The organism is Rhodovastum atsumiense (assembly GCF_937425535.1).
Taxonomy (GTDB): domain Bacteria; phylum Pseudomonadota; class Alphaproteobacteria; order Acetobacterales; family Acetobacteraceae; genus Rhodovastum; species Rhodovastum atsumiense.
On the sequence record NZ_OW485601.1, the window covers coordinates 596,411 to 622,640 of the forward strand.

At 69.6% G+C, this 26,230-nt stretch carries 22 protein-coding genes; 14 read left to right on the forward strand and 8 right to left on the reverse strand.

The annotated features are described in order from the left end of the window. Positions 1-275: 275 nt before the first annotated feature. The 5 genes from NBY65_RS02490 to NBY65_RS02510 form a co-directional block, all read right to left on the reverse strand. Positions 276-1,244 (reverse strand): dipeptide ABC transporter ATP-binding protein, encoded by a 969-nt coding sequence (locus NBY65_RS02490; RefSeq protein ID WP_150041805.1) that lies wholly within the window; start codon positions 1,242-1,244, stop codon positions 276-278. Beyond that, on the reverse strand, positions 1,241-2,269 hold the full coding sequence (locus tag NBY65_RS02495) for an ABC transporter ATP-binding protein (protein ID WP_150041806.1): 1,029 nt from the start codon (positions 2,267-2,269) through the stop codon (positions 1,241-1,243). The genes NBY65_RS02490 and NBY65_RS02495 overlap by 4 nt, the downstream gene beginning before the upstream one ends. Next, positions 2,269-3,177: an ABC transporter permease subunit gene (locus NBY65_RS02500; protein WP_150041807.1), complete on the reverse strand. Its 909-nt coding sequence runs from the start codon at positions 3,175-3,177 to the stop codon at positions 2,269-2,271. Before NBY65_RS02500 ends, NBY65_RS02495 begins: the two co-directional genes overlap by 1 nt. A gap of 13 nt (positions 3,178-3,190) precedes the next feature. Further along, positions 3,191-4,195: an ABC transporter permease subunit gene (locus tag NBY65_RS02505; RefSeq protein WP_150041808.1), complete on the reverse strand. Its 1,005-nt coding sequence runs from the start codon at positions 4,193-4,195 to the stop codon at positions 3,191-3,193. 97 nt (positions 4,196-4,292) lie between these two features. Further along, positions 4,293-5,909, reverse strand: a complete 1,617-nt coding sequence (locus tag NBY65_RS02510) for an ABC transporter substrate-binding protein (RefSeq protein ID WP_284347509.1) — start codon at positions 5,907-5,909, stop codon at positions 4,293-4,295. Between the two features lie 240 nt (positions 5,910-6,149). Here NBY65_RS02510 and NBY65_RS02515 point away from each other — a divergent pair, with 240 nt between their 5' ends. After that, positions 6,150-7,562: a cytochrome ubiquinol oxidase subunit I gene (locus tag NBY65_RS02515; protein ID WP_150041809.1), complete on the forward strand. Its 1,413-nt coding sequence runs from the start codon at positions 6,150-6,152 to the stop codon at positions 7,560-7,562. Between the two features lie 4 nt (positions 7,563-7,566). Further along, complete coding sequence (gene cydB / locus NBY65_RS02520) at positions 7,567-8,571, forward strand: cytochrome d ubiquinol oxidase subunit II (protein ID WP_150041810.1); 1,005 nt, start codon at positions 7,567-7,569, stop codon at positions 8,569-8,571. A 12-nt stretch (positions 8,572-8,583) separates the two neighbouring features. Here cydB and NBY65_RS02525 read toward each other — a convergent pair whose 3' ends face one another. Further along, positions 8,584-9,336: an SDR family oxidoreductase gene (locus NBY65_RS02525; protein ID WP_150041811.1), complete on the reverse strand. Its 753-nt coding sequence runs from the start codon at positions 9,334-9,336 to the stop codon at positions 8,584-8,586. 168 nt (positions 9,337-9,504) lie between these two features. Between NBY65_RS02525 and NBY65_RS02530 the strand changes: the two genes are divergently transcribed. The 5 genes from NBY65_RS02530 (at position 9,505) to NBY65_RS02550 (ending at position 15,397) form a co-directional block, all read left to right on the forward strand. Then, positions 9,505-11,145 (forward strand): protoglobin domain-containing protein, encoded by a 1,641-nt coding sequence (locus NBY65_RS02530; RefSeq protein WP_162530630.1) that lies wholly within the window; start codon positions 9,505-9,507, stop codon positions 11,143-11,145. 319 nt (positions 11,146-11,464) lie between these two features. After that, positions 11,465-12,286, forward strand: a complete 822-nt coding sequence (locus NBY65_RS02535) for a substrate-binding domain-containing protein (RefSeq protein ID WP_150041813.1) — start codon at positions 11,465-11,467, stop codon at positions 12,284-12,286. Positions 12,287-12,439: 153 nt separating this feature from the next. After that, complete coding sequence (gene ald / locus NBY65_RS02540) at positions 12,440-13,558, forward strand: alanine dehydrogenase (RefSeq protein ID WP_150041814.1); 1,119 nt, start codon at positions 12,440-12,442, stop codon at positions 13,556-13,558. A gap of 93 nt (positions 13,559-13,651) precedes the next feature. Then, positions 13,652-14,611, forward strand: a complete 960-nt coding sequence (lhpI, locus tag NBY65_RS02545) for a bifunctional Delta(1)-pyrroline-2-carboxylate/Delta(1)-piperideine-2-carboxylate reductase (protein ID WP_150041815.1) — start codon at positions 13,652-13,654, stop codon at positions 14,609-14,611. 186 nt (positions 14,612-14,797) lie between these two features. Continuing rightward, complete coding sequence (locus tag NBY65_RS02550) at positions 14,798-15,397, forward strand: gamma carbonic anhydrase family protein (protein ID WP_150041816.1); 600 nt, start codon at positions 14,798-14,800, stop codon at positions 15,395-15,397. 7 nt (positions 15,398-15,404) lie between these two features. Here NBY65_RS02550 and NBY65_RS02555 read toward each other — a convergent pair whose 3' ends face one another. Then, positions 15,405-17,102 (reverse strand): IlvD/Edd family dehydratase, encoded by a 1,698-nt coding sequence (locus NBY65_RS02555; RefSeq protein WP_150041817.1) that lies wholly within the window; start codon positions 17,100-17,102, stop codon positions 15,405-15,407. Between the two features lie 254 nt (positions 17,103-17,356). Between NBY65_RS02555 and NBY65_RS02560 the strand changes: the two genes are divergently transcribed. Both NBY65_RS02560 and NBY65_RS02565 read left to right on the forward strand, forming a co-directional pair. Next, positions 17,357-18,124, forward strand: a complete 768-nt coding sequence (locus tag NBY65_RS02560) for a M48 family metallopeptidase (RefSeq protein ID WP_150041818.1) — start codon at positions 17,357-17,359, stop codon at positions 18,122-18,124. A 79-nt stretch (positions 18,125-18,203) separates the two neighbouring features. After that, positions 18,204-19,340, forward strand: coding sequence for an esterase/lipase family protein (locus NBY65_RS02565; protein ID WP_150041819.1), 1,137 nt, complete (start codon positions 18,204-18,206; stop codon positions 19,338-19,340). Positions 19,341-19,428: 88 nt separating this feature from the next. Here NBY65_RS02565 and NBY65_RS02570 read toward each other — a convergent pair whose 3' ends face one another. Further along, entirely contained in the window at positions 19,429-19,890 is a 462-nt protein-coding gene (locus tag NBY65_RS02570) for a DUF3237 domain-containing protein (protein ID WP_162530631.1), read from the reverse strand. A 654-nt stretch (positions 19,891-20,544) separates the two neighbouring features. Here NBY65_RS02570 and pcaD point away from each other — a divergent pair. From pcaD to NBY65_RS02595, 5 genes are all read left to right on the forward strand, one after another. Then, positions 20,545-21,417: a 3-oxoadipate enol-lactonase gene (gene pcaD, locus NBY65_RS02575; RefSeq protein ID WP_150041821.1), complete on the forward strand. Its 873-nt coding sequence runs from the start codon at positions 20,545-20,547 to the stop codon at positions 21,415-21,417. A 40-nt stretch (positions 21,418-21,457) separates the two neighbouring features. Beyond that, entirely contained in the window at positions 21,458-22,810 is a 1,353-nt protein-coding gene (locus NBY65_RS02580; protein ID WP_150041822.1) for a class-II fumarase/aspartase family protein, read from the forward strand. Positions 22,811-22,978: 168 nt separating this feature from the next. After that, on the forward strand, positions 22,979-24,322 hold the full coding sequence (locus NBY65_RS02585) for an ABC transporter substrate-binding protein (protein WP_150041823.1): 1,344 nt from the start codon (positions 22,979-22,981) through the stop codon (positions 24,320-24,322). Positions 24,323-24,395: 73 nt separating this feature from the next. Continuing rightward, on the forward strand, positions 24,396-25,328 hold the full coding sequence (locus NBY65_RS02590; protein WP_150041824.1) for a carbohydrate ABC transporter permease: 933 nt from the start codon (positions 24,396-24,398) through the stop codon (positions 25,326-25,328). A gap of 1 nt (position 25,329) precedes the next feature. After that, complete coding sequence (locus NBY65_RS02595; protein WP_150041825.1) at positions 25,330-26,223, forward strand: carbohydrate ABC transporter permease; 894 nt, start codon at positions 25,330-25,332, stop codon at positions 26,221-26,223. Positions 26,224-26,230: the final 7 nt, after the last annotated feature.

A 26,230-nucleotide genomic window follows, 5' to 3' on the forward strand; every position in this document is an offset into this window, starting at 1 on the left:
ACGGCGGCATGGGCGCAACAGAGGAGCCCGGCAGAAGTTCAAGCTGCCCAGAGTGGTAAGCCTGTCTCCACTGCCCGGGCGATCGGTTGGTTCCACGGAAATACATACCCGCGCATGCAGATGGCGCGGGGGGATCCAACACTGATTTCGATTTTCCGTGGGCCCGGATAGCGGCACTCCGGCCACACCCATCGCGGCGGCCGGGACTGCCGGCCGCCGGCGGCCGGCCCCGGTCAGCCTGCCGGTCTAACCCCGAATTCCGGTGGAATTCGGAACTACCCCAGTTGCTCCGCGTAATGGCACGCGACCTGGTGATCGCCGAGCACGCGCCAGTCCGGCCGCTCCGCCGTGCAGCGATCGGTCGCATGCGGACAGCGCGAGGCGAAGGCGCAGCCGGGCGGCGGGTTCAGGGGGGATGGCAGTTCGCCCCGCACCGACGCCACCTGCTTGCGGTGGCGCGCATCGATCGAGGGCGTGGCGGCAAGCAGCGCGCGCGTGTAGGGGTGCAGGGGCGCTGCGAACACGCTCTCCTTCGGGCCGTGCTCGACCGGGCGGCCGCAATACAGCACCAGCACCTCGCGGGCGATGTGGCGGACCACGCTCAGGTCATGGCTGATGAACAGGTAGGCGAGACGGAACTCGTCCTGCAGATCCATCAGCAGGTTCAGCACCTGGGCCTGGATCGATACGTCCAGCGCCGACACCGGCTCGTCGGCCACCACCACGCGCGGATTGAGCATCAACGCCCGGGCGATGGCGATGCGCTGGCGCTGCCCGCCGGAGAACATGTGCGGATAGCGGCCGTACTGGTCCTGGCGCAGCCCGACCCGGGCCATCATCGCCCGCACCGCCTGCTCGCGCTCGGCGCGGCCGCCGCGGCCATTCAGCGCGAGCGGCTCCTCGAGGATGGCGCCCACGGTCTTGCGCGGGTTGAGCGACCCGTACGGATTCTGGAACACCATCTGCACATTGAGGCGCAGGCGGCGGCGTTCCACCTCGTCGTCGAGCGGCACCTTGCGGCCGTCGATCAGCAGCTCGCCCGCGCTCGGCAGTTCCATCAGCGTCGCCATGCGCGCGAGCGTGGACTTGCCGCAGCCGGACTCGCCGACCACCGCCAGGGTCTCGCCGGGATGCAGCACGAAGGACACGCCGTCGACCGCCTTCACCAGCGCCTTCGGGACGAACAGGCCGCCCCCGACCGGGTAATGGCGGCGCAGCGCGGCCGCCTCCATGGCTGGGGTCATGGCTGCAGCACCTGGCTGGGTCCCTCCCCGTCCGCCACCCCGGGAGGGGGCGCGGCGGACGGGGTCCGGTCGAGCGGGAAATGGCAACGGGCGCGGCGGCCGGACGGGCCGGCGAGCGTCGGCGGGACGCTGCGGCAGGCGGTATCGGCAAAGCGGCAGCGCGGATTGAACAGGCAGCCCTGCGGGCGGTCGTCGATGCCGGGCACCACCCCCGGAATGGTCGGCAGCCGCCGCCGTCCCAGGGCGCGTTCCGGCAGGGCATCGAGCAGGGCCGCCGTGTAGGGATGGCGCGGGGTGGCGAACAGCGCCTCGGTGGGCTGCTCCTCCACCATCTGCCCGGCATACATCACCTGCACGCGGTGGGCGGTCTCGGCCACCACGCCCATGTCGTGGGTGATCAGCACCAGCGCCATGCCACGCTGCTTCTGCAGGTCGACCAGCAGATCAAGGATCTGCTTCTGGATGGTGACATCCAGCGCCGTGGTCGGCTCGTCGGCGATCAGCAGGCGCGGGTTGCAGGCGATCGCCATGGCGATCATGACGCGCTGGTTCATGCCGCCCGAGAGCTGGTGCGGAAAGGCCGAGAGCCGGCGGCCGGGATCAGGAATGCCCACCTGGTCAAGCAGTTCCACCACGCGGTCGCGGACCTTGTTGCGCGGCACGGCGTCATGCGCCCGCAGCGCCTCGGCGATCTGCCAGCCCACCGGATAGCAGGGATTGAGGCTGGACATCGGCTCCTGGAACACCATCGCCATGTCCTTGCCGACCACCCGCCGGCGCTGGCGCGCCGACAGCGAGAGCAGGTCGGCGCCGTCGAAGCGCAGCGCCTCGGCGCTGACGCGGCCAGGCCAGCCGATCAGCCCCATGGCGGCGAGCATCGACACGCTCTTGCCCGAGCCGGATTCCCCCACGATGCAGAGGACCTCGCCCTCGTCCACCGTGACGTCCACCCCGTCCACGGCGCGGAAGCGGCCGCGGGCGGTGGCGAAATCGACCGCGAGATTGCGGATTTCCAGCAGCGGCATCAGCGTTTCAGCTTGGGATCGAGGGCATCGCGCAACCCGTCGCCGAACAGGTTGAAGGCGAGCACGGTGAACAGGATGAACAGGCCGGGGAAGGTCAGCACCCACCAGGCCCGCTGGTAGTACTGCAGCGCGCCGGCGAGCATGGTGCCCCATTCCGGCGTCGGCGGCTGCGCGCCCAGCCCGAGGAAGCCGAGCGCCGCGGCATCCAGGATCGCCGCCGAGAAGCCGAGCGAGGCCTGCACGATCAGCGGCGCCGTGCAGTTCGGCAGCACGGTGTTGAACATCAGGTAAAGCCGCCCGGCGCCGGCGCAGCGCGTGGCGGTGACGTAGTCGCGCGCCAGTTCCGACATCGCCGAGGCGCGCGACAGTCGCGTGTAGCCGGGCAGCGTCACGATCGCCACTGCCAGCATGGCGTTGAACAGGCCCGGCCCCAGGATGGCGACGATGACGATGGCCAGCAGCAGGCTCGGGAACACCAGCACGATGTCCATCAGCCGCATGATGATGGTGTCGACCACCCCGCCCGAGAAGGCGGCGGTCAGGCCGAGCGCCGTGCCGCAGGTCATCGACAGCGCCACCACCGAAATCCCGATCAGCAGCGACAGCCGCGCCCCGTAGATCAGGCGCGAGAGGATGTCACGGCCGACATCGTCGGTGCCGAGCGGATAGGTCCAGCTTCCGCCCTCCTGCCAGACCGGCGGGGTGAGGAAGGCGTCGCGGTACTGCTCGATCGGCGAATGCGGTGCCACCACGTCGGCGAATACCGCCAGCACCACCAGCACCACCATGAAGGCGAGCCCGAGCACCGCGCCACGGTTCTCGGCGAAACCGCGCCAGAACAGGCGGATGCGGCCGGGCATGGGCGGCGCTTCCGGCGGCGCCGCGACAAGGGTCTCGTTGCCGGACATCAGGACTGCGCCCTCATCGACGGATCCGGGGATTGAGGAAGCCATAGGTCATGTCGACGCCGAGATTGACCAGGATCACCAGGGTCGCCACCAGCAGCGTGCCGCCCTGCAGCACCGGGTAGTCGCGACGCTGGATGCTCTCGACCAGCCAGTGGCCGACGCCGGGCCAGGAGAAGATCGTCTCCGTCAGGATGGCCCCGCCCAGCAGCGTGCCGGCCTGCAGGCCGATGACCGTCACCACCGGGATCAGCGCGTTGCGCAGCGCGTGCACCACCACCACCCGCGACACGCCCAGGCCCTTGGCCCGCGCGGTACGGATGTAGTCCTCGCCGAGCACTTCCAGCATGGCCGAGCGCGTCATGCGCGCCACCACCGCCAGAGGTTGCGTTCCCAATACGATCGTAGGCAGGATCAGGTGGCCTACGGCCGAGGCGAAGGCGCCCTCGTCCTCGCTGAACCAGGTGTCGATCAGCATGAAGCCCGACCAGGGCTCCACATAGTACATGTCACTGATGCGGCCGGAGACCGGGGTCCAGCCGAGGGCGACTGAGAAGATCAGGATCATCATCAGCCCCCACCAGAAGATCGGCATGGAGGCGCCGGTGACGGATAACCCCATCAATCCGTAATCGAAGGCCGATCCCCGCTTCACCGCCGCCACCACCCCGAGCGGGATGCCCACCGCCATGGCGAGCAGGATGGCGCAGAGCGTCAGCTCCAGCGTGGCCGGGAACAGCGTGGTGAACTCCCGCCAGACCGGCTCGCGCGTGACCACGGAGACGCCGAGCCCGCCGGTGACCACGCCGACCTCGTAGTCGAGGAACTGCTTCCACAGCGGCTGGTCGAGACCGAAGTCATGGCGCAGCGCGGCGAGGCGCTCGGGTTCGATGCCGTGCTCGCCGACGCGCACCTCGATCGGGTCGCCGGGGACGAGGCGGATCAGCAGGAAGGCCAGGAAGGTCACGCCGATGAAGGTCGGCACGATCAGTGCCAGGCGGCGGAAGAGAAAGCGGACCAAGGGGCGCTGTCCGGGAACTGTGGCGGGGCGGTGGGGAGTGGCCGTGCGGCGGCTGTCCGCCTCCCCCGCTTGCGGGCGAGGCGGACAGCGACCGGGCTTACTTCAGGTCGACCGGCTCGAACTGCACGCGGCCGAACGGGCTCATCTTGAAGCCGACGACCTCCTTGCGGACCGGCCAGAACACCACCGAATGAGCGACCAGGAAGAAGGGCTGCTCCTCGCGCATCACCAGCTGCGCCTGCTGGTACAGCTTGGCGCGCTCGGCCTGCACGGGGACCTGCGCCGCCTTGCGGATCAGGGCTTCGAAGTCCTGGTTGCACCACTTGGAGACGCTGCCGCCGCCGATGCGCGCGGCGTCGCAGCCGGCCAGCGGGGTGAAGAAGTTGTCCGGATCACCGTTGTCGCCGGTCCAGCCGAACAGGGCGAGGCCGTGCTCGGCGTTCTGCAGGCGCTTGCGGTACTCGCCCCATTCATAGCTGACGATGCTGGCCTTGACGCCGATCTTGGCGAGGTCGGCCTGGATCAGCTCGGCCATGCGCCGGGCGTCGGGATTGTAGGGGCGCTGCACCGGCATCGCCCACAGCGTGGTCTCGAAGCCGTTGGGGAAGCCGGCCTCGGCGAGCAGCGCACGCGCCTTCGCCGGGTCGTAGGCCTGTTCGGGCACCTGATCGTTGTAGCCCCACAGGGTGGGCGGGATCAGGTTCTTGGCCGGCGTGCCGGCGCCCTGGTAGATCGCGGTCAGGATCGCCTTCTTGTCGATCGCGTAGTTGATCGCCTGGCGCACCCGCTTGTCGGTGAACGGCGCCTTGAGATTGTTGAAGGCGAGATAGCCGATGTTCAGCCCCGGCTGCGACAGCAGTTGCAGCTTCGGATCCTGGCGGATCGATTCCAGGTCGGCCGGGTTCGGATAGGGCATCACCTGGCATTCATTGGCGCGCAGCTTGGCCAGCCGCACCGCCGGGTCCTTGGTGATGGAGAACACCAGCGCATCGAGCTTCGGCTTGCCGTGCCAATACGGCGCGAAGGCGCGATAGCGGATGGTGCTGTCCTTCTGGTACGCCACGAACTCGAACGGGCCGGTGCCGATCGGCTCCTGGTCGATCAGCTCGGGCTTGCCGAGCTTGAGCAGGGCGTCGGCGTATTCCTTGGACTGGATGGAGGCGAAGTCCATGGCCAGGTTGGCCAGGAACGGCGCCTGCGGCTCCTTCAGCGTGAACTTCACCGTATAGTCGTCGACGCGCTCGATCGATTCGAGCAGCTTGGGCATGCCCATGTCGGCGAAGTAATCGTACCCGCCACCCGAGACCTTGTGGTAGGGATTGCTATCCTTCCACTGGCGCTCGAAGCTGAAGATCACGTCGTCCGCATTGAAATTGCGGGTCGGCTTGAAATTCTTGTTGGAATGCCACTTGACGTTGTGGCGCAGGTGGAAAGTGAAGACGCGGCCGTCGTCGGAAACGTCCCATTTCTCGGCCAGGCCCGGCTCGACCTCGGTGGAGCCGTGGCGGAACTCGGTGAGGCGGTTGTAGATGGGCAGGTTGGCGTTGAACGTCGTCCCGGTGGTGTTGAGCATCGGGTTGAAGTTCTCGGGCGAACCCTCGCTGCAATAGACCAGCGTCTTGGCCTGCGCCTGTCCCCCCAGGAGACAGGCCAGCATCGCCGCGCCGGCGATCGCTCCCATTCGATTGGTCTTCATCAGCCGATTGGTCTTCATCAGCCCCGTACCCCATCGAGCATTCCGCGGCCCGCTGGCCGCTCCGCGGTGCTCATAAGCGGAGCCGGAGCGTCTCACAACGGCAATGTCATATCGGTTCCATCGACCCCGGGCGGGTCGGGGCGCGACACGAACGATGCGAATTCGCAACTTTACGGAGTGTCGCCGCACGCAAACGTGATCGCTCCGGGGCGGCGCCCGGGAGTTAGGCAAGGCAGCAACAGTTGCGACTGGAGTCCCATGCCCGGTCCCGAGGCCATCCTGCTCGCCCGCGTGCAGTTCGCGTTCACCATCGCCTTCCACATCATCCTGCCGGCCTTCTCGATCGGTCTGGCCAGCTATCTGATGGTGCTGGAGGGGCTGTGGCTGCGCACCGGCCGGCAGGTCTACATGGACCTGTTCCGCTACTGGCTGAAGCCCTTCGCGCTGACCTTCGCCATGGGCGTGGTCTCCGGCATCGTCATGTCTTACGAGTTCGGGCTGAACTGGGGCGCGTTCTCCGACCGGGCCGGGCCGGTGATCGGGCCGCTGATGGGCTACGAGGTGCTGACCGCCTTCTTCCTGGAGGCCGGCTTCCTCGGCGTGATGCTGTTCGGGGCGCGGCGGGTCGGCCCGCGCCTGCATTTCGCCGCCACCTGCATCGTGGCGCTGGGCACGCTGATCAGCGCCTTCTGGATCCTCTCGGTCAATTCCTGGATGCAGACGCCACAGGGCCACGTGATCGCCCCGGACGGACGCTTCCACCCCGACGACTGGGCACGGATCATCTTCAATCCGTCCTTCTTCTACCGCCTGCCGCACATGGTGCTGGCGGGGTACCTGTCGGTCGCCTTCTTCGTCGGCGCGGTCGGCGCCTGGCACCTGCTGCGCGACCGCGGCAATGCCGGCGCGCGCACGATGTTCTCGATGGCGATGTGGATGGCGACCCTGGTCGCGCCGCTGCAGGTGGTGGTGGGCGACCTGCACGGCCTGAACACCCTGGAACACCAGCCGGCCAAGGTGGCGGCGATGGAAGGCCATTACGAGACGCGGCGCGGCGCCCCGCTGATCCTGTTCGGCTGGCCCGACGATGCGCAGGAGCGCACCCGCTACGCTGTCGGGGTGCCTTATCTCGGCAGCCTGATCCTGACTCATTCCTTCACCGGCGAGGTCAAGGGGCTCAAGGAATGGGCCCCCGCCGACCGGCCGCCGGCGCCGCTGGTGTTCTGGGCCTTCCGCGTCATGGTGGGGCTCGGCGTGCTGATGGTGGCGGTCGGGCTGACCAGCCTGTGGCTGCGCCGCCGCGGGCGGCTGTTCGACCATCCGGGATTGCTGCGCGCGGCCGTGGCCATGGGCCCCGCCGGCTTCATCGCCCTGCTGGCGGGCTGGGTGGTGACGGAAGTGGGCCGCCAGCCCTGGATGGTCTACGGGCTGATGCGCACCGCCGAGAGCGTCTCGCCGATCGGCACGCCGGGGGTGGCGGCCTCGCTCGCCGCCTTCGCCGTGGTCTACCTGACGGTATTCGGCGCCGGGTTCCTGTTCCTGTTCCGCCTGCTCGCCCACCCGCCGGCCCCCGACGAGCCCGGCCCGCCGGCGGGCGTGCCGATCCGCACCGCCGGCATCACCCCGGGCCCGGCCGGCGCGGCCCCCGAACCCCAGGCCAGGGAGCCCTGAGCCCATGGACCTGCCGATGATCTGGGCGGCGCTGATCGCCTTCGCGGTGCTGGCCTACGTGGTGCTGGACGGGTTCGACCTGGGTGTCGGCATCCTGTTCGCGCTCGAGCGCCGCGACGAGGACCGCGACATCATGGTCAACACCGTCGCCCCGGTCTGGGACGGCAACGAGACCTGGCTGGTGCTGGGCGGGGGCGGCCTGCTGGCGGTGTTCCCGCTGGCCTATGCGGTGATCCTGCCCGCGCTCTACCCGGCCATCGTCGCCATGCTGCTGGCGCTGGTGTTCCGCGGCGTCGCCTTCGAGTTCCGCTTCCGCGCGGCGACCCGGCGCGGCCGGGAAGCCTGGGATTTCGCCTTCTTCGCCGGCTCCACCCTGGCCGCATTCTGCCAGGGAATGGCCCTGGGCGGCCTGCTGCAGGGCATCCGGGTGGAGAACCGCGCCTATGCCGGCGGCTGGTTCGACTGGCTGACCGGCTTCACCCTGCTCTGCGGCATCGCGCTGGTGATCGGCTATGCCCTGCTCGGCGCGAGCTGGCTGATCTGGCGCACCGACGGCGCGCTGCAGCGCCGCTGCCGCCGCTATGCCGGCACGCTCGGCGCCACCACGCTGGCGCTGATCGGGGTGGTCAGCCTGTGGACGCCGATGCTCAACCCGGCCTTCATGCAGCGCTGGTTCGGCTGGCCGGGCATCCTGCTGACCAGCCCGGTGCCGCTGCTGGTGCTGCTGCTGGCCTGGGGTTTCCGGCGCGGCCTCGCCCGGCGCCACGAGGTCACGCCGTTCCTGTGCGCGCTCGGCTGGTTCGTGCTGTGCTACGCCGGCCTCGGCATCAGCCTGTTTCCGCTGATCGTGCCGCCCTCCATCACCATCTGGGACGCCGCCGCCCCGCCGGAGAGCCAGGCTTTCCTGCTGGTCGGCGCCGCGGTGCTGGTGCCGATGATCCTCTGCTACACCGGCTATGCGTACTGGGTGTTCCGCGGCAAGGTGACGCCCGGCACGCATTACCATTGACCGGAAGGGGGCCTATGCCCCCTTGCCGAGCCCCGCGACATAGCCGCGGTTCCAGCTCGGGCAGATCATCACCTCGTTGATCACCACCCGCTTCGGCAGGCAGGCGATATAGCGGACCAGGTCGCCGACATCCTCGGGCTGGGCCATGCGGGCGCGGTCCTCGGCGCTGACCGGGACCGGCCGCAGGTCCAGGATCGGCGTCGCCACCTCGCCCGGCAGCACCACGGTGCTGCGGATGCCGTTGACGCATTCCTCCATGTTGATGGTGTGGCTCATCGCCACCACGCCATGCTTCGCCGCGGTATAGGCCGGCCCGCTCAGCCCGCTGATGAAGCGGCCGGCCACGCTGGAGGTATGGATCAGCACCCCGTCCTGTTGCGCGCGCATGATCGGCAGCACCGCGGTGACGCAATAGAACACGCTCGACAGGTTGCCCTGGACCAGCGCGTCCACGCCGGCGGGGGAAAGCTGCGCCCAGGCCCGGTCGCGGATGTTCACCCCGGCATTGGCGACCAGGATGTCCAGCCGGCCGAGGCGGGCGGCGATGCGATCGGCGATCGCCTGCACCTGCGCGGCATCGGTAAGGTCCCCCGGCTCGACCGAGGCCGCCGCGCCGATGCGGCCGGCGACCCGTTCCAGCTTCGCCGCCGTGCGCCCGGTCAGCACCACCTGCGCGCCTTCCTCCGCCAGCGCCACGGCGGCCGCCTCGCCGATGCCGCTGCCCGCGCCGGTCACCCAGGCCACCTTCCCCTCGAGCCGTCGCATTCCGGCTGTCTCCCCTTCGTTGCGCGCCGCGGCATGCGGCACCGGGCAGGAAACAGGAAAAGCGCGGGATTGGAAATCCGTCCGATTCCCCTGCCCCATCAGCCGGAACCGCTTCTTAACGTTCCTGCCTCAGTCTGCGGGCGACCAACGGGTCCGGGCGACAGCACCATGCAGGCCGACATCACGCAAAACCTGGTTTTCGCACGCCTCGACGCGGCGACGCGCGCCTTGCTGCGGGAGATGCTGCCCGCGATCGAGGCGGAGATGCCGCGTCTTCTGGATGTGCTGTACGGGCACATGGCGACCCGGCCCGACCTGGCCGCGCTGTTCGCCAGCCCCGCCCACATGGACCATGCCCGCCGCCGCCAGGCCGAGCACTGGCGGCACCTGTTCGGCGGCCATGCCGATGCCGACTATGTCGCCTCGGTCCGCCGCATCGCGCAGACCCATATCCGGGCCGGCCTCGAGCCGGACGCCTATATCGCCATGTATCTGGTGGCGCTGGAGGAACTGCACGCCTGGGTGCTGCGGCAAAACCGCCCCCGCTTCGGCATCGGCGGCACGCCGGCCCATGTCGAGCCGGTGCTGCGGGCGATCGACCGCGCCGTCATGTTCGACGTGCAGCAGGTGATGATCGCCTACATGGCCGAGCTGGAACAGGAATACCGCCGGCGGCTGGATGACCTGGCCAACGGCTTCGGCAAGGTGGTGACGCGCTTCACCGCCGAGGTCAACCAGCGCGCGGCGACGCTGCAGCAGGAGGCCGGGGGGCTGCAAAGCCATGCCGAGGCGACGACGGGGCAGGCCGGGCAGGTTGCCGGCGGCACCGAGCGGTCCCTGGCCGAGTTGCAGAGCGTGGCCTCCGCCGCCGAGCAGATCAGTTCCTCGATCGGCGAGATCACGCGCCAGACCCAGCAGGCCGCCGAGCTGACCGGCGGAGCGGTGGAAACGGTGCGGCGCGCCAGTACGATCGTGGACACGCTCAGCGCCACGGCCGCGCGGATCGGCGACGTGGTGACCCTGATCCAGTCCATCGCCGGCCAGACGAACCTGCTGGCCCTGAACGCGACGATCGAGGCCGCCCGTGCCGGCGAGGCGGGCCGCGGCTTCGCCGTCGTCGCCGGCGAGGTGAAGGGGCTTTCGGCCCAGACCGCCCGCGCCACCGAGGACATCCGCGGCCAGATCGGCGCGGTGCAGGGGGTGGTCGGCCAGATCGCCGCCGCCATGGCCGAGATCGCCACGACGGTCGAACAGTTGCGCGGCAGCACCGCCGCCATTGCCAGCGCGGTGGAGCAGCAGACGGTGGTGACGCAGGCGATCAGCCGCTCGGTCGCCACCGCCGCCGCGGATGCGGGCAGCGTGAACGATGGCGCGCGGGAGATGCAGGCCACCGCCGGACGTACCGCCCAGGGCGCCCGCGGCGTGGCCGAAGCATCGGAGGGCCTGACCGAGGCCACGCGCGCGCTCGAGGCGGCCGAATGCGACTTCATGGAAAAGCTCCGGGCCGCCGAGCGCCGCGGCGAACAACGCCAGCCCGTGCAGGCCGAAGTGACCGTCGAAGCCGCCGGAGCAGCCGTGCCGGGGCGGGTGCAGGATATTTCTTCCGGCGGAATGGGGGTGCGCCTGGATGCGGCGCTGCTGCCGGCCAACACGGAGGTCAGGGTAGCCGTGCCGGGCCTGCGGCACCGCGCCGAGGCTCGTGTGGTCGGGCGCTCGGTCAACCGCGCCAACCTTGCCTTCACCGATCGCGCCCAGGCGAGGCCGGTGGTGGAAGCCATGCTCGGCATCGGCCAGCGCCAGGCCGGCTGAGCCCGCCCATGGCGCTGCTGCGCCCACCTGCGCGGCGCATTGTCAGCGTGCGCCTTCCTGCCCACATCGCCCCCGCCGCCGCGGCGCCGCGCGCCGGGTGAAGCCTCAGGCGGGTCGCCGCGATCGCCGGTCCCCACGCCGGCTCCCGCCGCGGGATAGCCGCCGGGGTAACGCCCGGCCGGTGGCAACCCTCCCATGACGATGGCGGCGGGCAACCAGGGCCCCTGCCCCTCGACATCCGTTACGGCATCTGACGCTATGCGTGGCCGTTCATAACGTCGTGCGCTGTCCCAGCGCCGTGCCCGCGGAGAAGCCCGCCATGCTGCGTCCCGTCGTTGCCGCCCTCGTCGCCTCGCTCGCCCTCGCCACGCCCGCCGCTGCCGAAAACCTCCAGGTCCTGGCTGCCGGCAGCCTCACCGCGGCCTTCTCCGACCTGCTCCGGCGCTTTCCCGCCGCCCCCGACACGGTGGCCCCGCCGGAATTCGGCCCGTCCGGCCTGTTGCGCGAGAAGATCGAGAAAGGCCGCGACGCCGACCTGCTCGCCTCGGCGGACATGGAGCAGGCGCGCCGCCTCGCCGCCGGCCATCCCGAACGGGTGGTGATCCATTTCACCCGCAACCGGCTCTGCGCCCTGGCCCGTCACGCGGTCGGGCTCACCCCTGCCAACATGCTGGAGCGCCTGCTCGATCCGGGCGTGCGCCTGGCCACCTCGACCCCCGTGGCCGATCCGGGCGGGGACTATGCCTGGGCGGTGTTCGCCCGGGCCGAGGCGGTGCGCCCGGGCGCCCGCGCCGCGCTGGAGGCGAAGGCGCAGACGCTGGTCGGCGGCGGCGCCAAAACCCCGCTGCTGGTTCCGGGCAAGGGCGCGGTGGAAGGCGTGTTCCTGGCCGACCGGGCCGATGTCATGCTGATTTATTGCAGCAGTGCGACCGATGTCGCGCGACTCCTGCCCGGACTGGACATCGTGTCGCTGCCGCCCGAGCTCACGGTCAGCCCCGCCTATGGCATGGTGTTGCTCAACGCCAAACCGCTCACCCTGCGCTTCGCCGCCTTCGTGATGTCGGAGGACGGCCAGGCGGTGCTGAAATCCTACGGCTTCGATCCGACCGCCCTCGCCGAACCGGCGTCACCGCGGCGGTAAGTTCGCTCGCCCACGGGCGCAGCGGGCCGTTTACGATCAACCGAAAAGCGCCTTAGTGTTCCGGCCCTGGCGATGCGCATCGCCAGGGCCGGATCGTATCAGGGTCCGGCCCGGCTGTGCTGACGGCCCCATCACACAGAGGGAGGTTCTGCCATGAAAATCGGCGTCCCCACGGAGATCAAGACGCACGAATACCGCGTCGGCCTCACGCCCGCCGCCGTGCGCGAACTGACCTCTCACGGCCATCAGGTGCTGGTGCAGCAAGGGGCCGCGCAGGCCATCGGCTTTCCCGACGACGCCTATCGTGCCGCCGGCGCCACCATCGCGCCGGACGCGCCCGCCGTGTTCGCCGGGGCCGAGATGATCGTCAAGGTGAAGGAACCCCAGCCCGCGGAGATCGCCCTGCTGCGGCACGGGCAGGTGTTGTTCACCTACCTGCACCTCGCCGCCGACCGCGAGCAGACCCTGGGCCTGGTGGCGTCGCAGGCCACCTGCATCGCCTACGAGACCGTCACCGACAAAAGCGGCGCCCTGCCCCTGCTCGCGCCGATGAGCGAGGTCGCCGGCCGCATGAGCGTGCAGGTCGGCGCCCATTGCTTGGAGCGGGAGCAGGGTGGCGCCGGGGTGCTGCTCGGCGGCGTGCCGGGCGTGCCGGCCGGGCGCGTGGTGGTGATCGGCGGCGGCGTCTCCGGCACCCATGCGCTGCGCATGGCGATCGGCATCGGCGCGCATGTCACGGTGATCGACAAGTCGCTGCCGCGGCTGCGCCAGCTCGAACAGGAATTCGGCACCAGGGCGCAGACGCTGTTTTCCACCACGGACGCGATCGAGCGCGCGGTGGCCGAGGCCGACCTGGTGATCGGGGCCGTGCTCGTCCCCGGTGCCGCGGCGCCCAAGCTGGTGTCGCGGGCAATGGTGCGGCGAATGCGCCCCGGCTCGGTGATCGTCGACATCGCCATCGACCAGGGCGGGATCTTCGAGACCAGCCGCCCGACCACGCATGCCCAGCCGACCTATGTCGAGGAAGGCGTGGTGCATTATTGCGTCACCAACATGCCCGGCGCGGTCGCGCGCACCTCCACGCTCGCGCTTGGCAACGCGACGCTGCCGTTCGTGCTGGCGCTCGCGGACAAGGGCTGGAAGGACGCGGTGACATCGGATCCGCATCTGCTGGCCGGGCTGAACGTCCATGCCGGCCATGTCACGCACCCGGCGGTGGCCCAGGACCTCGACCTGCCCTATCGCCCCCCCGAGCACGCCATCGCCCTTTAAGCGCCCGGCGGCGGTCGGCAAGGCGGGAAGTTTCTGGCATGGTCCGAACCCTCCCGCATCTTGTCACCGCCTCCGTCACACAGGGACACGTGCATGCCTCATTCCACCGGCCCGATCATCGTGGATTTGCCGCGGACCCGCGCCAGCCTCGATTTCAACCGCCTCATCCCCGCCCTGCGCGATGCCTTCATCGCCGGCGCCACCGTGCCGCTGCGGCACGCCCACCGGCTGGAGAGCGAAAGCGCCGCCACCGCCAGCCTGCTGCTGATGCCGGCCTGGCAGGGCGGGACCGCGCTCGGGGTGAAGATCGTCACGGTGTTTCCCGACAACGGCAAGCGTGGGCTGAACGCGGTTTCCTCCACGTACCTGCTGTGCGACGGCCAGACCGGGCAGCACCTGGCCGTCATCGACGGCAACGAGATCACCGGCCGGCGCACCGCCGCCGCCTCGGCGCTGGCCGGCGACTACCTGGCCCGGCGCGATGCCTCGTCGCTGCTGATCGTGGGGGCCGGCCATATCGCCGGCATGCTCGCCGCCGCCTGGGCCGCGGTCCGCCCGATCCGCGAGGTGCGGGTCTGGAACCATCGCACGGCGCGGGCTGCCGCACTCGCGGCGACGCTGGGCGAGGCCGGCTTCGATGCCACCGTGGCCGATGACCTCGAAACCGCTGTGCGCGCCTCCGACATCATCTCCTGCGCCACGCTGGCCACCACGCCCCTGATCCACGGAGGCTGGCTGCGGCCCGGCGCGCATCTGGATCTGGTGGGCGGCTTCCGTCCCGACATGCGCGAGGCCGACGACGATGCCGTGCGAGTCGCGCGCGTCTTCATCGACACCGACGCCGCGCTGACCGAAGCCGGCGACATCGTCCACCCGCTGGCCTCCAGCGCGTTGACCCGCGAGGCCATTGCCGGGACGTTGTTCACCTTGTGCCGCGGCGAGACACCCGGCCGGCAGAACGACCAGGAAATCACCCTGTTCAAATCCGTCGGCAGCGCCATCGAGGACCTCGCCGCCGCGGCGCTGGTGTGGAGCGACATGCGCGGGACATAGAGTCGCGGGGCGCTGCCCCGCCCCCGCCAGGAGGCTTCGCCTCCTGGACCTCCACCAAGGGCTCCGCCCTTGGAACCCATGATTCTGTGCCGCGCAGCGAGAATGGGATCCAAGGGCCTTGTGGCCCTTGGCAGGTCCAGGGCGGAGCCCTGGCCTTTCCTGAATATCCACGGAAAGAGATTACACATGCTCATCGCCCACGGCGAAAAAGCCCCGCAGATCGATCCGACGGCATGGGTCGCTCCGGACGCCACGGTCTGCGGCGATGTCAGCATCGGCCCGGGTGCCCGCATCATGCATGGCGCCCGTCTCATCGGCGAGGCGGGCGGTGCCATCCGCATCGGCCGTGACGTCATCGTCATGGAGAATGCCGTCGTCCGCGCGGGCCCGCGCCATCCCTGCAGCATCGGCGATCATTGCCTGATCGGCCCCAACGCGCATGTCACCGGTGCGACGCTGGAGGATCAGGTGTTCGTCGCCACCGGTGCCGCGATCTTCCATGGCGCGTGGCTCGGGCGTGGCGCCGAGGTGCGCATCCATGCCGTCGTGCATCTGCGCACCCGCCTCGCCCCGGGCGCCACCGTGCCGATCGGCTGGGTCGCCGTCGGCGATCCCGCCCGGATCCTCTCGCCCGACCGGCACGAGGAGATCTGGGCTGTGCAGAAGCCGCTGAATTTCCCCGATTTCGTCTATGGCGTCGATCGCGCGGCCCCGGATCTGATGGTGCAGGTCACGCGGCGCCTGTCGGAGCGGCTCGGCGCCCATCGGGACGACGAGCCGATCTGACCGGGGATCAGGCGGGCGGCCGGCAGAAGGCGAAATCGCAGCCTTCGTCGGCCTGCAGCACCTGGTCCAGATACAAGCGCAGATAGCCCCGCTCCGCCCCTGGCGGCGGCGGGGGGGGCGACCAGGCCGCGCGCCGGCGGGCCAGGTCCGCCTCGTCCACCAGCAGATCGAGCCGTCGCGCGTCCGCGTCCAGCCGGATACGGTCCCCGCCCTGCACCAGCGCCAGCGGCCCGCCGGTGGCCGCCTCCGGGGTCACATGCAGCACGACCGTGCCGAAGGCGGTGCCGCTCATGCGCGCGTCGGAGATCCGCACCATGTCCTTCACCCCGGCCTGGGCCAGTTTCCTGGGGATCGGCACGTAGCCCGCCTCCGGCATGCCCGGCGCCCCTTTCGGCCCGGCATTGCGCATGACGATCACGTCGTCCGGCGTGATCTGCAACGCCGGATCATCGCCGCGCGCGATCATGTCCTCGACCGACTCGAACACCACCGCCCGGCCTTCGTGGCGCAGCAGGGCCGGCGTCGCCGCCGAGCGCTTGAGCAGCGCGCCTTGCGGCGCCAGGTTGCCCCGCAGCACCGCGAGCCCGCCGCCGGTCATGATCGGCGCGTCGCGGCCGCGGATGACGTTTTGCCCGGGCACGTCCTCGGCCGCCGCGATGACGTCCGCGATGGTTCCTCCCGCCACCGTGCGGCAACTTGTATCCAGGAAGGGTGCCAGTTCGCGCAACAGGCGCGGCACGCCGCCGGCCCAGTGAAAATGCTCCATGTAGTGCGCGCCGGAGGGCTTGAGATCGACCAGCACCGGCGCCGCGCGGCCGAGCGCGTCGAAGGCGTCGAGATCGACCAGAATGCCCAGCCGCCCGGCGATGGCGGTGAAATGGATCACCGCGTTGGTTGAACCGCCGATCGCCTGCAGCACGGTGAAGGCGTTGCGCAGCGCCGCCGGGGTCAGGATGTCGCGCGGCCGCAGCCCCTCGGCCGCCAGCCGCACCGCGGCGGTGCCGGAGGCCTCGGCGAGGCGCAGCCGCTCGGCATGGGTCGCGGGGCAGGTGCCGCCGCCGGGCAGGCACATGCCCAGCGCCTCCACCATGCAGGCTACCGTGCTCGCCGTGCCCATGACCATGCAGGTGCCCTTGGTCGGGGCGAGCCGGCCGCTGACGGCCTCGATCTCGGTGGCGTCGATCTCGCCGGCGCGATGGCGGGCCCAGAGCCGCCGGCAATCGGTGCAGGCGCCCAGCACCTCGCCGCGGTGATGGCCGACCAGCATCGGGCCGGTCGGCACCACGATCGCCGGGACATCGGCGCTGGCCGCCCCCATGAGCTGCGCCGGCAGCGTCTTGTCGCAGCCGCCGACCAGCACCACCGCATCCATCGGCTGGGCGCGGATCATCTCCTCGGTGTCCAGCGCCATCAGGTTGCGCAGGAACATGCTGGTGGGATGGGCGAAGCTCTCGTGGATCGAGATGGTGGGAAAGGCCATCGGCAGCCCGCCCGCCAGCATGACGCCACGCCTGATCGCCGCGATCAGGTCGGGCACGTTGCCGTGGCAGGGATTGAAATCGCTGAAGGTGTCGGTGATGCCAATGATCGGGCGATCGAGCGCGTCGTCGGAGAAGCCCATCGCCTTGATGAAGGCCTTGCGCAGGAACAGCGAGAACCCGGCATCCCCGTAGCTGGTCAGCCGCTTGCGCAATCCGTTTGCCATCGTCCCCGCTCCTTGCGTGAGGAGCGTATCGGGCCACGGCCACCTCGCCCCGCGCAAGCCGTGCCGACGACGCGGGCCTTGATTCGGGGGGCCGATTCACGCAACAGAACGGACACCTGCGTCACGATCGGCACACGACCGCGCCCCGCACGGGGCGTGACTCCCGGCTTCACCTGTTGGCTGTTGTTGCAACGAGCAATCCTCGCGGCGGGCCGGGTCCGGCCGGGCCGGGATTGCGCAGACCGTGACCGACCATGTGCTTTTTTTGTTTTCGCGGCTTCACCCGCCGGAACCTGCTCGGCCTCGCCACCCTCGCGGCCCTGCCGGGCTGCGACGATGGGCTGCCGGTCAACCTGGTCTCGGAAGCGACCGTCCGCAAGCTCGGGCTGGAAACCTGGAGCCGCATGCGCGCGCAGATCCCGGCCAGCACCGATGCCTCACGTCAGCAACTGCTCGGGCGGGTCGCCGACCGCCTGCTGACCGCGGCGGGAGAAAACGCCGATGCCTGGGACATCGTCCTGTTCGCGCGCCCGGACATCAACGCCTTCGCCTTGCCGGGCAAGCGGATCGGCGTGTTCGAAGGCCTCTTTCGCGTCGCCGTGTCGCCCGACCAGCTCGCCGCCGTCATCGGCCACGAGATCGGACACGTGCAGGCGAACCACGCCCAGGAACGGATGAACGTGGCGGTGGCGAAGGATCTCGGCCTGAAGGCCATCGCCGCGGCGCTGAACCTGACCGAGCTGCGGTACGCCAACCAGATCGCCGCGATCATGGGGGCCGGCGTCGAACTCGGGCTGCTGCTCCCCTACTCGCGCCGGCAGGAACTCGAGGCGGACCGGCTCGGGCTGGTCTCCATGGCCCGCGCCGAATTCGATCCGGGCGCGGCCATCACCTTGTGGCGCCGCATGGACCAGATGGTCCCCCGGACCGGCCCGACCTTCCTGGCCACCCATCCCGCTCCGGCGCAGCGCATCGCCGCGCTGGAGGACATGTTGAAGCGGATCGACCGCCCTCCCCCCTGAGCCGCGTGACTGTTTCCAGGCTTGACGGCGCCACGGGCAAGTTCGAAACAAAATCGTATCGTTTCGCAAAGACCGGCCCATGCGCCCGCTGGATGTCCTGCCGATGCGCGGCGGTGGCCGCGCCACGACCCTGTTGCGCCGCGCCTGCGGCGTGGCCCTCCTCGCCACGCTGCTTTCATCTTGCGCGGGACACGCGCCGGCGCTGCGGGAAACCTCCCCGGCCATTCTTCTCCCGGTCGGGCAAGCCACCCTCACCGATGGCCGTGGCCGGTTCCGGGAAGTCTTCTGCGCCGTGCGGTATGATCACGGCGCCGCCTTGCCGCATGACCGCCCGTGCGAGGACAGTTCCGCGCTGTGGAAGCTGCCGGGCGAGCCCCCGCCTTCGGGCCGGCCGGTGGCCCTCGGCCGCGCCCCGGTGCCCACGCGGGTGGTGATGGTGCCCGGGCTGCTGGCCGAATGCGCGGCGGAGCTGTCGAAAGCCTTCGAGGACGCCACGGCGAACCTGCAGGCCCAGGGCTACGCGACCGGATACATCCAGACCCGGGGGCGCCAGGGCAGCGTCACCAACGCCGACATCATCCACGCCGCCGTGATGGCGATGCCGCAGGACGAGCGGATCATCCTGGTGACGCATTCCAAGGGCACCGTCGACACGCTCGAGGCCCTGGTGAAGCATCCCGACCTGCCGGCGCGCGTGGCCGCGGTGATCAGCGTCGCCGGGGCGGTCAACGGCTCGCCGCTGGCCGACAGCTTTCCCGAATTCCTCGCGCATCTGGCCGAGGAAACCCACCTGTCGTCCTGTCCGCCGGGGGTGGATCTGGAGGCGGTGGACAGCCTGCGCCGGTCGGTGCGGCTGGGGTGGCTCGCCACGCACCCGCTGCCCCGGACGGTGCGCACCTATTCGCTGGCCGCCTTCGCCGCGGCCCCGGACATGTCATGGGGTCTGCGGCCCTTCTACCGGGACCTCGCCGGAACCGAACCGGTCAATGACGGCCTGGTCATCGCCTCGGATGCGATCATTCCGGGATCGACCCTGCTCGGCTATCCCAACGCCGATCATATGGCGGTCGCCATGCCGTTCGGGGCCAACGCACCGCTGCTCGCGGCCACGCTGATGGACCACAACGACTATCCCCGGGCCGTGCTGCTCGAAGCCGCCGTCCGCTATGTGCAGGAAGACCTGGCCGCACGCCCGATGATCGCGGAGAACCGCTGAAGCGGGCCATCCGTCGCACGGTGCCCGCATCGTTCCGCGTCAACGTCACTGCCCTGGCTGGTGCCGATCCGCCCGCCAGGTTGCCGTCCTAGGCGACCGTCCAGAACCGCGCCACCATGGTGTCGGGCTGCCGCTCGCCGGTCGCCACCAGGACATGCCGGTTCAACCAGGCGTGCGCGCTGTCCTCCGGCGCCTCGAAGCTCGCGGTGCAGCGAAAGTAGATCAGGGTCGGATCGACTTCCTCGCCCGCCTCCAGCCGACGCATCTCCTCGGGCGGGCCATGCCGCACCCCGCGACTGACCACGCTGATGAGCGTGCCGTCGACCGCCTGCAGCGAATATCGCGCCACCTGGGAAGTGAACCCATCGGCCCGCACCACCTGCCAATCGGCGCCACCGGGCAACACGGTGGCGAAGAGGCGCGGCCCGGCCACCGTTCCACCGAGAATCGGCATGACATGGCGGCGTCCATCCGCCGTCTCACCGCCCTCGCAGGTGGGCCCCACCTCCATTCGTGCCTCGAATGCGAACTCGAGCTTGGGTGCTTCCATGCTGCCAGCCCCCTTCCGGGCTTCCGGGCTCTTGGCTCCGGAGAAGAAATGGTGCGCCGAATTTTCCGACTTCGCAATCAGTATGTCTACTGCGCCAAAACTGCCGGCATTGACCCGCATCGGTAAATCTGGTATAAATTCATAATAATTCCATCATAAAGATAGATTATCGCTGCATCAGCACAGCGTTGCGGTCTGTTGTTCAGGTCGCAACGGATGTGTCCGTTATCTTGTGTGCATTGACCCTGCCCAAGGAAATCGCTGCAGTGCGACAGTATTTTCCGCTCTCGGGCAACACGCGGCAGGCGAACCAGCGCCTGCGGCATTCACATCAACAGGTTATGACGTATTCAAAACAATCCAGCCCCCGCAAATTCCAACCTGCCCGCCCGCAGCAACAACGCCCTCCTTTTTCACGGAAAGATGAAGCGCATTCCCTGGGCGCGCCCGCGCCCCGGTTGCGGGATTGCCGCCACTCTCCGCCCTGCGCCATTTTGCACCTGCGAACACGGTCCCCTGCGGATCGGCCGCGACGATGGCACGCATCGTTGCCGCCCCGCACGATCCCGCCACCGTCCCCACGCGCGCGGGCGTGGGTTGCGGGTTCCGCTGCCGGCTGCTAGCGGCGAGGCGAATGCAGGCGGAGCCGGGAGCATGTTCCTCAGGACAGGTGACCTCGACATCCATGTGCAGGTCTCCGGACCACCCGGTGCACCGGCGCTGCTGATGCTGCACTCGCTCGGTACCACGCTGCAGCTCTGGGACGGCGCGGCCGAGGCGCTGTCCGGCGGCTTCCGCGTGATCCGCCCGGACCTGCGCGGCCATGGCCTGAGCGGCGTCACCCCCGGCCCCACCAGCATCGACATCCTCGCCCGCGACGCGCTGGCGGTGCTGGACGCGCTCGGCGTCGGCATGGCGCATGTCTGCGGCATCTCCATCGGCGGCATGGTGGCGCAGAGCCTCGCCGCGCAGGCGCCGGGGCGGGTCGCCAGCCTGATCCTGGTCGATACCGCCCTCGCCCTGCCGCCCCCTGAAACCTGGCGCGAGCGCGCCGCCCTGGTGCGGGCACACGGCATCGCCGGGCTGGTGGAAACGATCGTGGCGCGCTGGGTGACGCCGGGCTTCCTCGACGCCCCGGCTACCCATGGCCTGCGCCGCATGCTGCTGCGCACCCCGGCGGAAGGCTATGCCGCCGCCGCCGAGGCGCTCGCCACCGCCGACCTCACCGCCGGCACTACCGGCCTCGCCGTCCCCGCGCTGATCCTGGTCGGCGAGCATGATCAATCCACCCCGCTCGCCAGCGCCCGCGCGCTGCAGCAGGCCATCCCCGGCGCCAGCCTGGAGGTGCTGCCCGGCACCGCCCACCTGCCTCCGGCCGAGGCGCCGGATCTGGTGAGTTCGGCGCTGCTCCGTTTCCTCGCGCCGGCCGTCGCCGACCCGCTCGCCGCCGGGACGACGGGGAGCGGCCCGAGCCGTAACACCGAAACGGACCACCGGACCAGGGACGCCAGCCACGGCGTGACGTGATGTTCCATTGCGGGCGCAGCACGCAGAAGGGAGGGATCGCATGCCGACCAACCCCGCCGACAGCCAGGTGATGGGCACGCTCTATGGCTCCGATGCCATGCGGGCCGTGTTCGAGGAGACGGCTTTTCTGCAGCGCATGCTCGATACCGAGGCAGCGCTCGCGCGGGTGCAGGCCGGGCTCGGCCTGATCCCGGAGGATGCGGCGGAAACCATCACCGCCGTCGCCACCATCGAAAATCTCGACACCGCCGAGCTCGCCGCGAGCACCCGCCAGGTCGGCTATCCGGTGGTCGGGCTGGTGAAGGGGCTCGCGCGCGCGGCCGGGCAGGCCGGCGCCTGGACGCATTGGGGCGCCACCACGCAGGACATCATCGACACCGCCGTGGTGCTGCAGGTGCGCGAGGGCCTGGCCCTGATCCGCGCCGAGCTGATCGGCACCATCCGCGTGCTGGCGCGGCTCACCCAGACGCATCGCCGCACGGTGATGGCCGGGCGGGCGCATCTGCAGCACGCCCTGCCGATCACCTTCGGGCTGAAATGCGCGGTCTGGCTACAGCCGCTCGCCGCGCATGTGCAGCGCCTCGACCAGCTCCGCCCGCGCGTCGAGCTGGTGCAGTTCGGCGGTGCCGCCGGCACGCTGGCCTCGCTCGGCCCGCGCGGGCTCGCGGTGATGGAACGGCTCGCGGCCGAGCTCGGCCTGCACACCGCGCCCGCGCCCTGGCATGTCGCGCGCGACGGCCTGGCCGAGGCCGTCTCCTTCCTGGGCCTGCTGTGCGGCAGCCTCGGCAAGATCGCCACCGACGTGACCCTGCTGGCGCAGACCGAAATCGGCGAGGTCAACGAGCCCTATGTCGCCGGCCGCGGCGGTTCCTCCACCATGCCGCAGACGCGCAACCCGATCGCGAGCGAGTACGTGCTCGCCGCCGTGCGCGGCGTGCAGGCGCTGGTGCCGCTGATGCAAGGCGCCATGCTGCAGGATCACGAGCGCGCCACCGGCCCCTGGCAGGCCGAGGCGCTCGCCCTGCCGCAGGCCTTCGTGCTGACGCATGGCGCGCTGCAACAGGCGCACGCGCTCATCGAGGGGCTGGTGGTGGACCCCGCGCGCATGCGCCGCAATCTCGAAGGCTCCGGCGGGCTGATCATGGCCGAGGCGGTGATGATGGGCCTCGCCCCGGAACTCGGCCGCGAGGCGGCGCATCATGCGGTGCAGCATGCCTGCGACCGGGCGCTGGCCGATGGCCTCACGCTGGTGGAAGCGCTGGCGCAGGAGAAAGTCATCGCCGCGCGGCTCGACCGGGCCGCGATCGAGCGGCTGACGGATCCGGCCCGCTACCTCGGCAGCAGCGAGGCCTTCATCGACCGGGTTCTCGCCGCCGCTCACGCAACGCTTTGATGCAAAGCTCCCCCTTGCGCGGATAGCGTGAGGATTGCTTCGCTTCCAGTCTGGCCGCATGCTGGCGGGCAGACCGGCGGCGCGACAGTCTCCGCCTGTTCGAAAAGAAAAGAAATGAAACGGACCGGGCAGCAGTCCCGGCCGCCAAGGGAAGGGGAAATCCAGGAAATGCCCAGGGGAAAGCTCTCACGGCGCAAGGCGCTCACGCTCGGCGCCGCCACGGCGGCGTTGCCGCTGGTCCATATCCGCACCGCCGGCGCCGCTGGCAAGCTGACCATCGGCTTCTGGGACCACTGGGTCCCGGTCGGCAACGAGGCGATGCGCAAAATGGTCGCCAAATGGGCCGACCAGACCAAGACCGAGGTCAGCATCGACTTCATCACCTCGGTCGGCAACAAGAACCTGCTGACCATCGCCGCCGAGGCGCAGGCGAAGACCGGCCACGACATCCAGACCTTCCCGACCTGGGAAGTGCTGAACAATGCCCGCAACCTTGAACCGATGGACGACGTGGCGAAGCGGCTGACCGCGAAATACGGCAGCTTCGACCCGATCGTCGATTATCTCGCCAGGTCGGATGGCCGCTACCACGCCATCCCCACCTATGTCGGCAGCCAGAACAAGCCCTGCTGCGGACGGATCGACCTGTTCCGCCAGCATGTCGGCATGGACCTGCCGGCCCGCTTCCCCGCCGCCGCCGGGATGGGTCCCGACTACGACCAATGGACCTGGGAAGCGTTCCTCGCCGCCGCCGAAAAATGCCACAAGGCCGGCACCCCCTTCGGCATGCCGCTCGGGCAGTTTCCCGACGCGATCGACTGGACGGGGGCGGTGTTCCGCAGCTTCGGCGCCACGCTGGTCAACGAGAAGGGCGAAGTCACCGTCAAATCCGACCAGGTCACCCAGGTGCTGGAGTGGTTCAGGAAGCTCTGCGCCGTGCTGCCGGGCGATGTCTATTCCTGGGACGATGCCTCCAACAACCGCGCGCTGATCTCCGGCAAGGCGTCGCTGATCATGAACCCGCCGAGTGCCTGGGCGGTGGCGCGCAAGGACAATCCCCAGGTCGCCGAGAATCTCTGGACCTTCCCGCCCCCCGCCGGGCCGGCCGGACGCTTCGTGCCGTACCTGCCGTATTTCTGGGGCATCTGGCAGTTCGCCCGCAACAAGTCGGCGGCGAAGGATCTGCTCGAATGGCTGATGCAGCGCGAGCAGGCGGAGGTGCTGATCTCCGCCGTGTCCGGCTATGACCTGCCGCCCTTCGCCAGCATGACCGATTTCCCGGTCTGGCAGAACGAAGGCCCGCCCAAGGGCACCATCGCCAACTATCCGCTGAAGCCGGTGCACAAGGACCGGGCCTCGGTCGCCGCCTTCCCTGCCCCGCCCGACATCGCCGTGCAGATCTACAACCAGGCGACCATGACCAAGATGGTCGCCCGCGTCGCGCAGAGCAACGAGCCGATCCCCCGCGTCATCGCCTGGGCCGCCGGCGAACTGGAAGGCTTCGCCCGCTGATCCCGGGCTCATCGGATGTCGTGTCGCGGCCGGGCACCTGCCCGGCCGCGCTTTCCCTTTTGCGGAGTGAGAGATGTCGCAGGCATCGATCGCATCCATCCGGCCCGGCGCCGCCATCCGGCAAAGCGGCCTGCACGGCCTGATGCGGCGGCGGTCCACCATCGCCTTGCTGATGTGCCTGCCGCTGCTGGCCGTCATCCTCGGGCTGGTGCTCTATCCGGCCGTGTTCTCGATGTGGCTGGCGATGCTGAACAAGCGGATGACGAAGTTCGTCGGCCTCGACAACTTCGCCTTCCTGCTGCGGCGCGACACCTTCATCATGGTGATCGGGCAGAGCGTGTTCTTCGCCGTCACCGCGGTGGTGCTGAAGGCGGTGATCGGCTTCGTCCTCGCCCACCTGATGCACAACATCCCCAGCCACCGCCAGCGCATCTGGCGCGGCCTGCTGCTGGTGCCCTGGGTGATCCCGCTGGCGATGTCGACGCTGGGCTGGTGGTGGCTGTTCGATCCGTCCTATTCGGCCATCAACTGGGTGCTGAACGCGCTCGGCCTGCCCGGCGCGCCCTGGCTCGGCAGCACCTGGTGGGCGCGCATATCGGTGATCCTGGTGAACACCTGGTACGGCGCGCCGTTCTTCATGATCATGTACCTGGCGGCGCTGAAATCGGTACCCGAGCAACTCTACGAGGCCGCCGCCATCGACGGCGCCGGGCCGGTGCAGAAGCTGATCTACGTGACGTTGCCGATGATGCGCAACATCATCAGCATCACCGTGCTGTTCAGCCTGATCATCACCTTCGCCAATTTCGACATCGTGCGCATCCTGACCAATGGCGGGCCGCAGGACCAGACGCACCTGTTCGCCACCTACGCCTTCCAGGTCGGCATCCAGTCCGGCGACATCCCGCTCGGCGCGGCGGTCAGCCTGTTCATGTTCCCGCTGCTGGCGATCTTCGCCTTCTTCACGCTGCGCGGCGTGACCCGGCGCACCCGCGAGGAGATGTGACATGGACGCGACCGTCACCGCCCCCCGGCCGATGGCGCGCCGGCCCGTGCACAGCCTGCACCGCCAGCGCCAATGGGCGCTGTGGGGCAGCTACGCGGCGCTGGCCTGCTTCGTGGTCTTCTTCCTGATCCCGCCCTTCCACATGCTGATGACCAGCCTCAAGACCTCGGGCGAGATCTCCAGCATGGAGGGCAATCCCTGGCTGGTGCGCCATCCGACGCTATCCAACTACATCGAGCTGCTGACCGCGCCGAACTTCCAGGCCTTCTTCTGGAATTCCACCAAGGTCGCGGTCTGCGTGGTGGCCATCACCATGGTGATCTCGGTGCTGGCGGCCTTCAGCCTCGCGCGCATGCGCTTCTGGGGCAGCCAGGTGCTGGCCACCGGGGTGTTCCTGACCTACCTGGTGCCGGAAAGCCTGCTGTTCATCCCGATGTTCCAGATCACCGGAGCGCTCGGGCTGATCAACAACGCCTGGGCGATGGTGATCCTGTATCCGACGCTGTCGGTGCCGTTCTGCACCTGGATCATGATCGGCTATTTCGCCTCGATCCCGAAGGAACTGGACGAGGCGGCGCTGATCGACGGCGCGGGCTGGCTGCAGATGCTCTGGAAGATCTTCATCCCCGTCGCCATGCCCGGCATCATCGCCGCGACGATCTTCGCCTTCACCGTGGCCTGGGGCGCCTTCCTCTATCCGATGGCCTTTCTCTACAGCTCCGACCAGATGGTGCTGACCGTGGGCATCGTCTCGGACCTGATCCGCGCCGACGTGTTCCAGTGGGGCAAGATCATGGCCGGCTCCTTGATGGCCGCGGCACCGCCGGTCATCATCTACGCGTTCCTGATGGACTACTACATCGCCGGCCTGACCGCCGGCGCCACAAAAGGCTGAAGGGGAA

Coding starts and splice junctions, on each gene's coding strand:
- NBY65_RS02570 (WP_162530631.1), bottom strand. CDS start 19,890: ATGGAAGCACCCAAGCTCGAGTTCGCATTCGAGGCACGAATGGAGGTG.
- NBY65_RS02590 (WP_150041824.1), top strand. CDS start 24,396: ATGTCGCAGGCATCGATCGCATCCATCCGGCCCGGCGCCGCCATCCGG.
- pcaD (WP_150041821.1), top strand. CDS start 20,545: ATGTTCCTCAGGACAGGTGACCTCGACATCCATGTGCAGGTCTCCGGA.
- NBY65_RS02535 (WP_150041813.1), top strand. CDS start 11,465: ATGCTGCGTCCCGTCGTTGCCGCCCTCGTCGCCTCGCTCGCCCTCGCC.
- NBY65_RS02525 (WP_150041811.1), bottom strand. CDS start 9,336: ATGCGACGGCTCGAGGGGAAGGTGGCCTGGGTGACCGGCGCGGGCAGC.
- NBY65_RS02550 (WP_150041816.1), top strand. CDS start 14,798: ATGCTCATCGCCCACGGCGAAAAAGCCCCGCAGATCGATCCGACGGCA.
- NBY65_RS02510 (WP_284347509.1), bottom strand. CDS start 5,909: ATGAAGACCAATCGGCTGATGAAGACCAATCGAATGGGAGCGATCGCC.
- NBY65_RS02595 (WP_150041825.1), top strand. CDS start 25,330: ATGGACGCGACCGTCACCGCCCCCCGGCCGATGGCGCGCCGGCCCGTG.
- NBY65_RS02585 (WP_150041823.1), top strand. CDS start 22,979: ATGCCCAGGGGAAAGCTCTCACGGCGCAAGGCGCTCACGCTCGGCGCC.
- NBY65_RS02515 (WP_150041809.1), top strand. CDS start 6,150: ATGCCCGGTCCCGAGGCCATCCTGCTCGCCCGCGTGCAGTTCGCGTTC.
- NBY65_RS02500 (WP_150041807.1), bottom strand. CDS start 3,177: ATGTCCGGCAACGAGACCCTTGTCGCGGCGCCGCCGGAAGCGCCGCCC.
- NBY65_RS02565 (WP_150041819.1), top strand. CDS start 18,204: ATGCGCCCGCTGGATGTCCTGCCGATGCGCGGCGGTGGCCGCGCCACG.
- cydB (WP_150041810.1), top strand. CDS start 7,567: ATGGACCTGCCGATGATCTGGGCGGCGCTGATCGCCTTCGCGGTGCTG.
- NBY65_RS02530 (WP_162530630.1), top strand. CDS start 9,505: ATGCAGGCCGACATCACGCAAAACCTGGTTTTCGCACGCCTCGACGCG.
- ald (WP_150041814.1), top strand. CDS start 12,440: ATGAAAATCGGCGTCCCCACGGAGATCAAGACGCACGAATACCGCGTC.
- NBY65_RS02495 (WP_150041806.1), bottom strand. CDS start 2,269: ATGCCGCTGCTGGAAATCCGCAATCTCGCGGTCGATTTCGCCACCGCC.
- NBY65_RS02560 (WP_150041818.1), top strand. CDS start 17,357: ATGTGCTTTTTTTGTTTTCGCGGCTTCACCCGCCGGAACCTGCTCGGC.
- NBY65_RS02490 (WP_150041805.1), bottom strand. CDS start 1,244: ATGACCCCAGCCATGGAGGCGGCCGCGCTGCGCCGCCATTACCCGGTC.
- lhpI (WP_150041815.1), top strand. CDS start 13,652: ATGCCTCATTCCACCGGCCCGATCATCGTGGATTTGCCGCGGACCCGC.
- NBY65_RS02555 (WP_150041817.1), bottom strand. CDS start 17,102: ATGGCAAACGGATTGCGCAAGCGGCTGACCAGCTACGGGGATGCCGGG.
- NBY65_RS02580 (WP_150041822.1), top strand. CDS start 21,458: ATGCCGACCAACCCCGCCGACAGCCAGGTGATGGGCACGCTCTATGGC.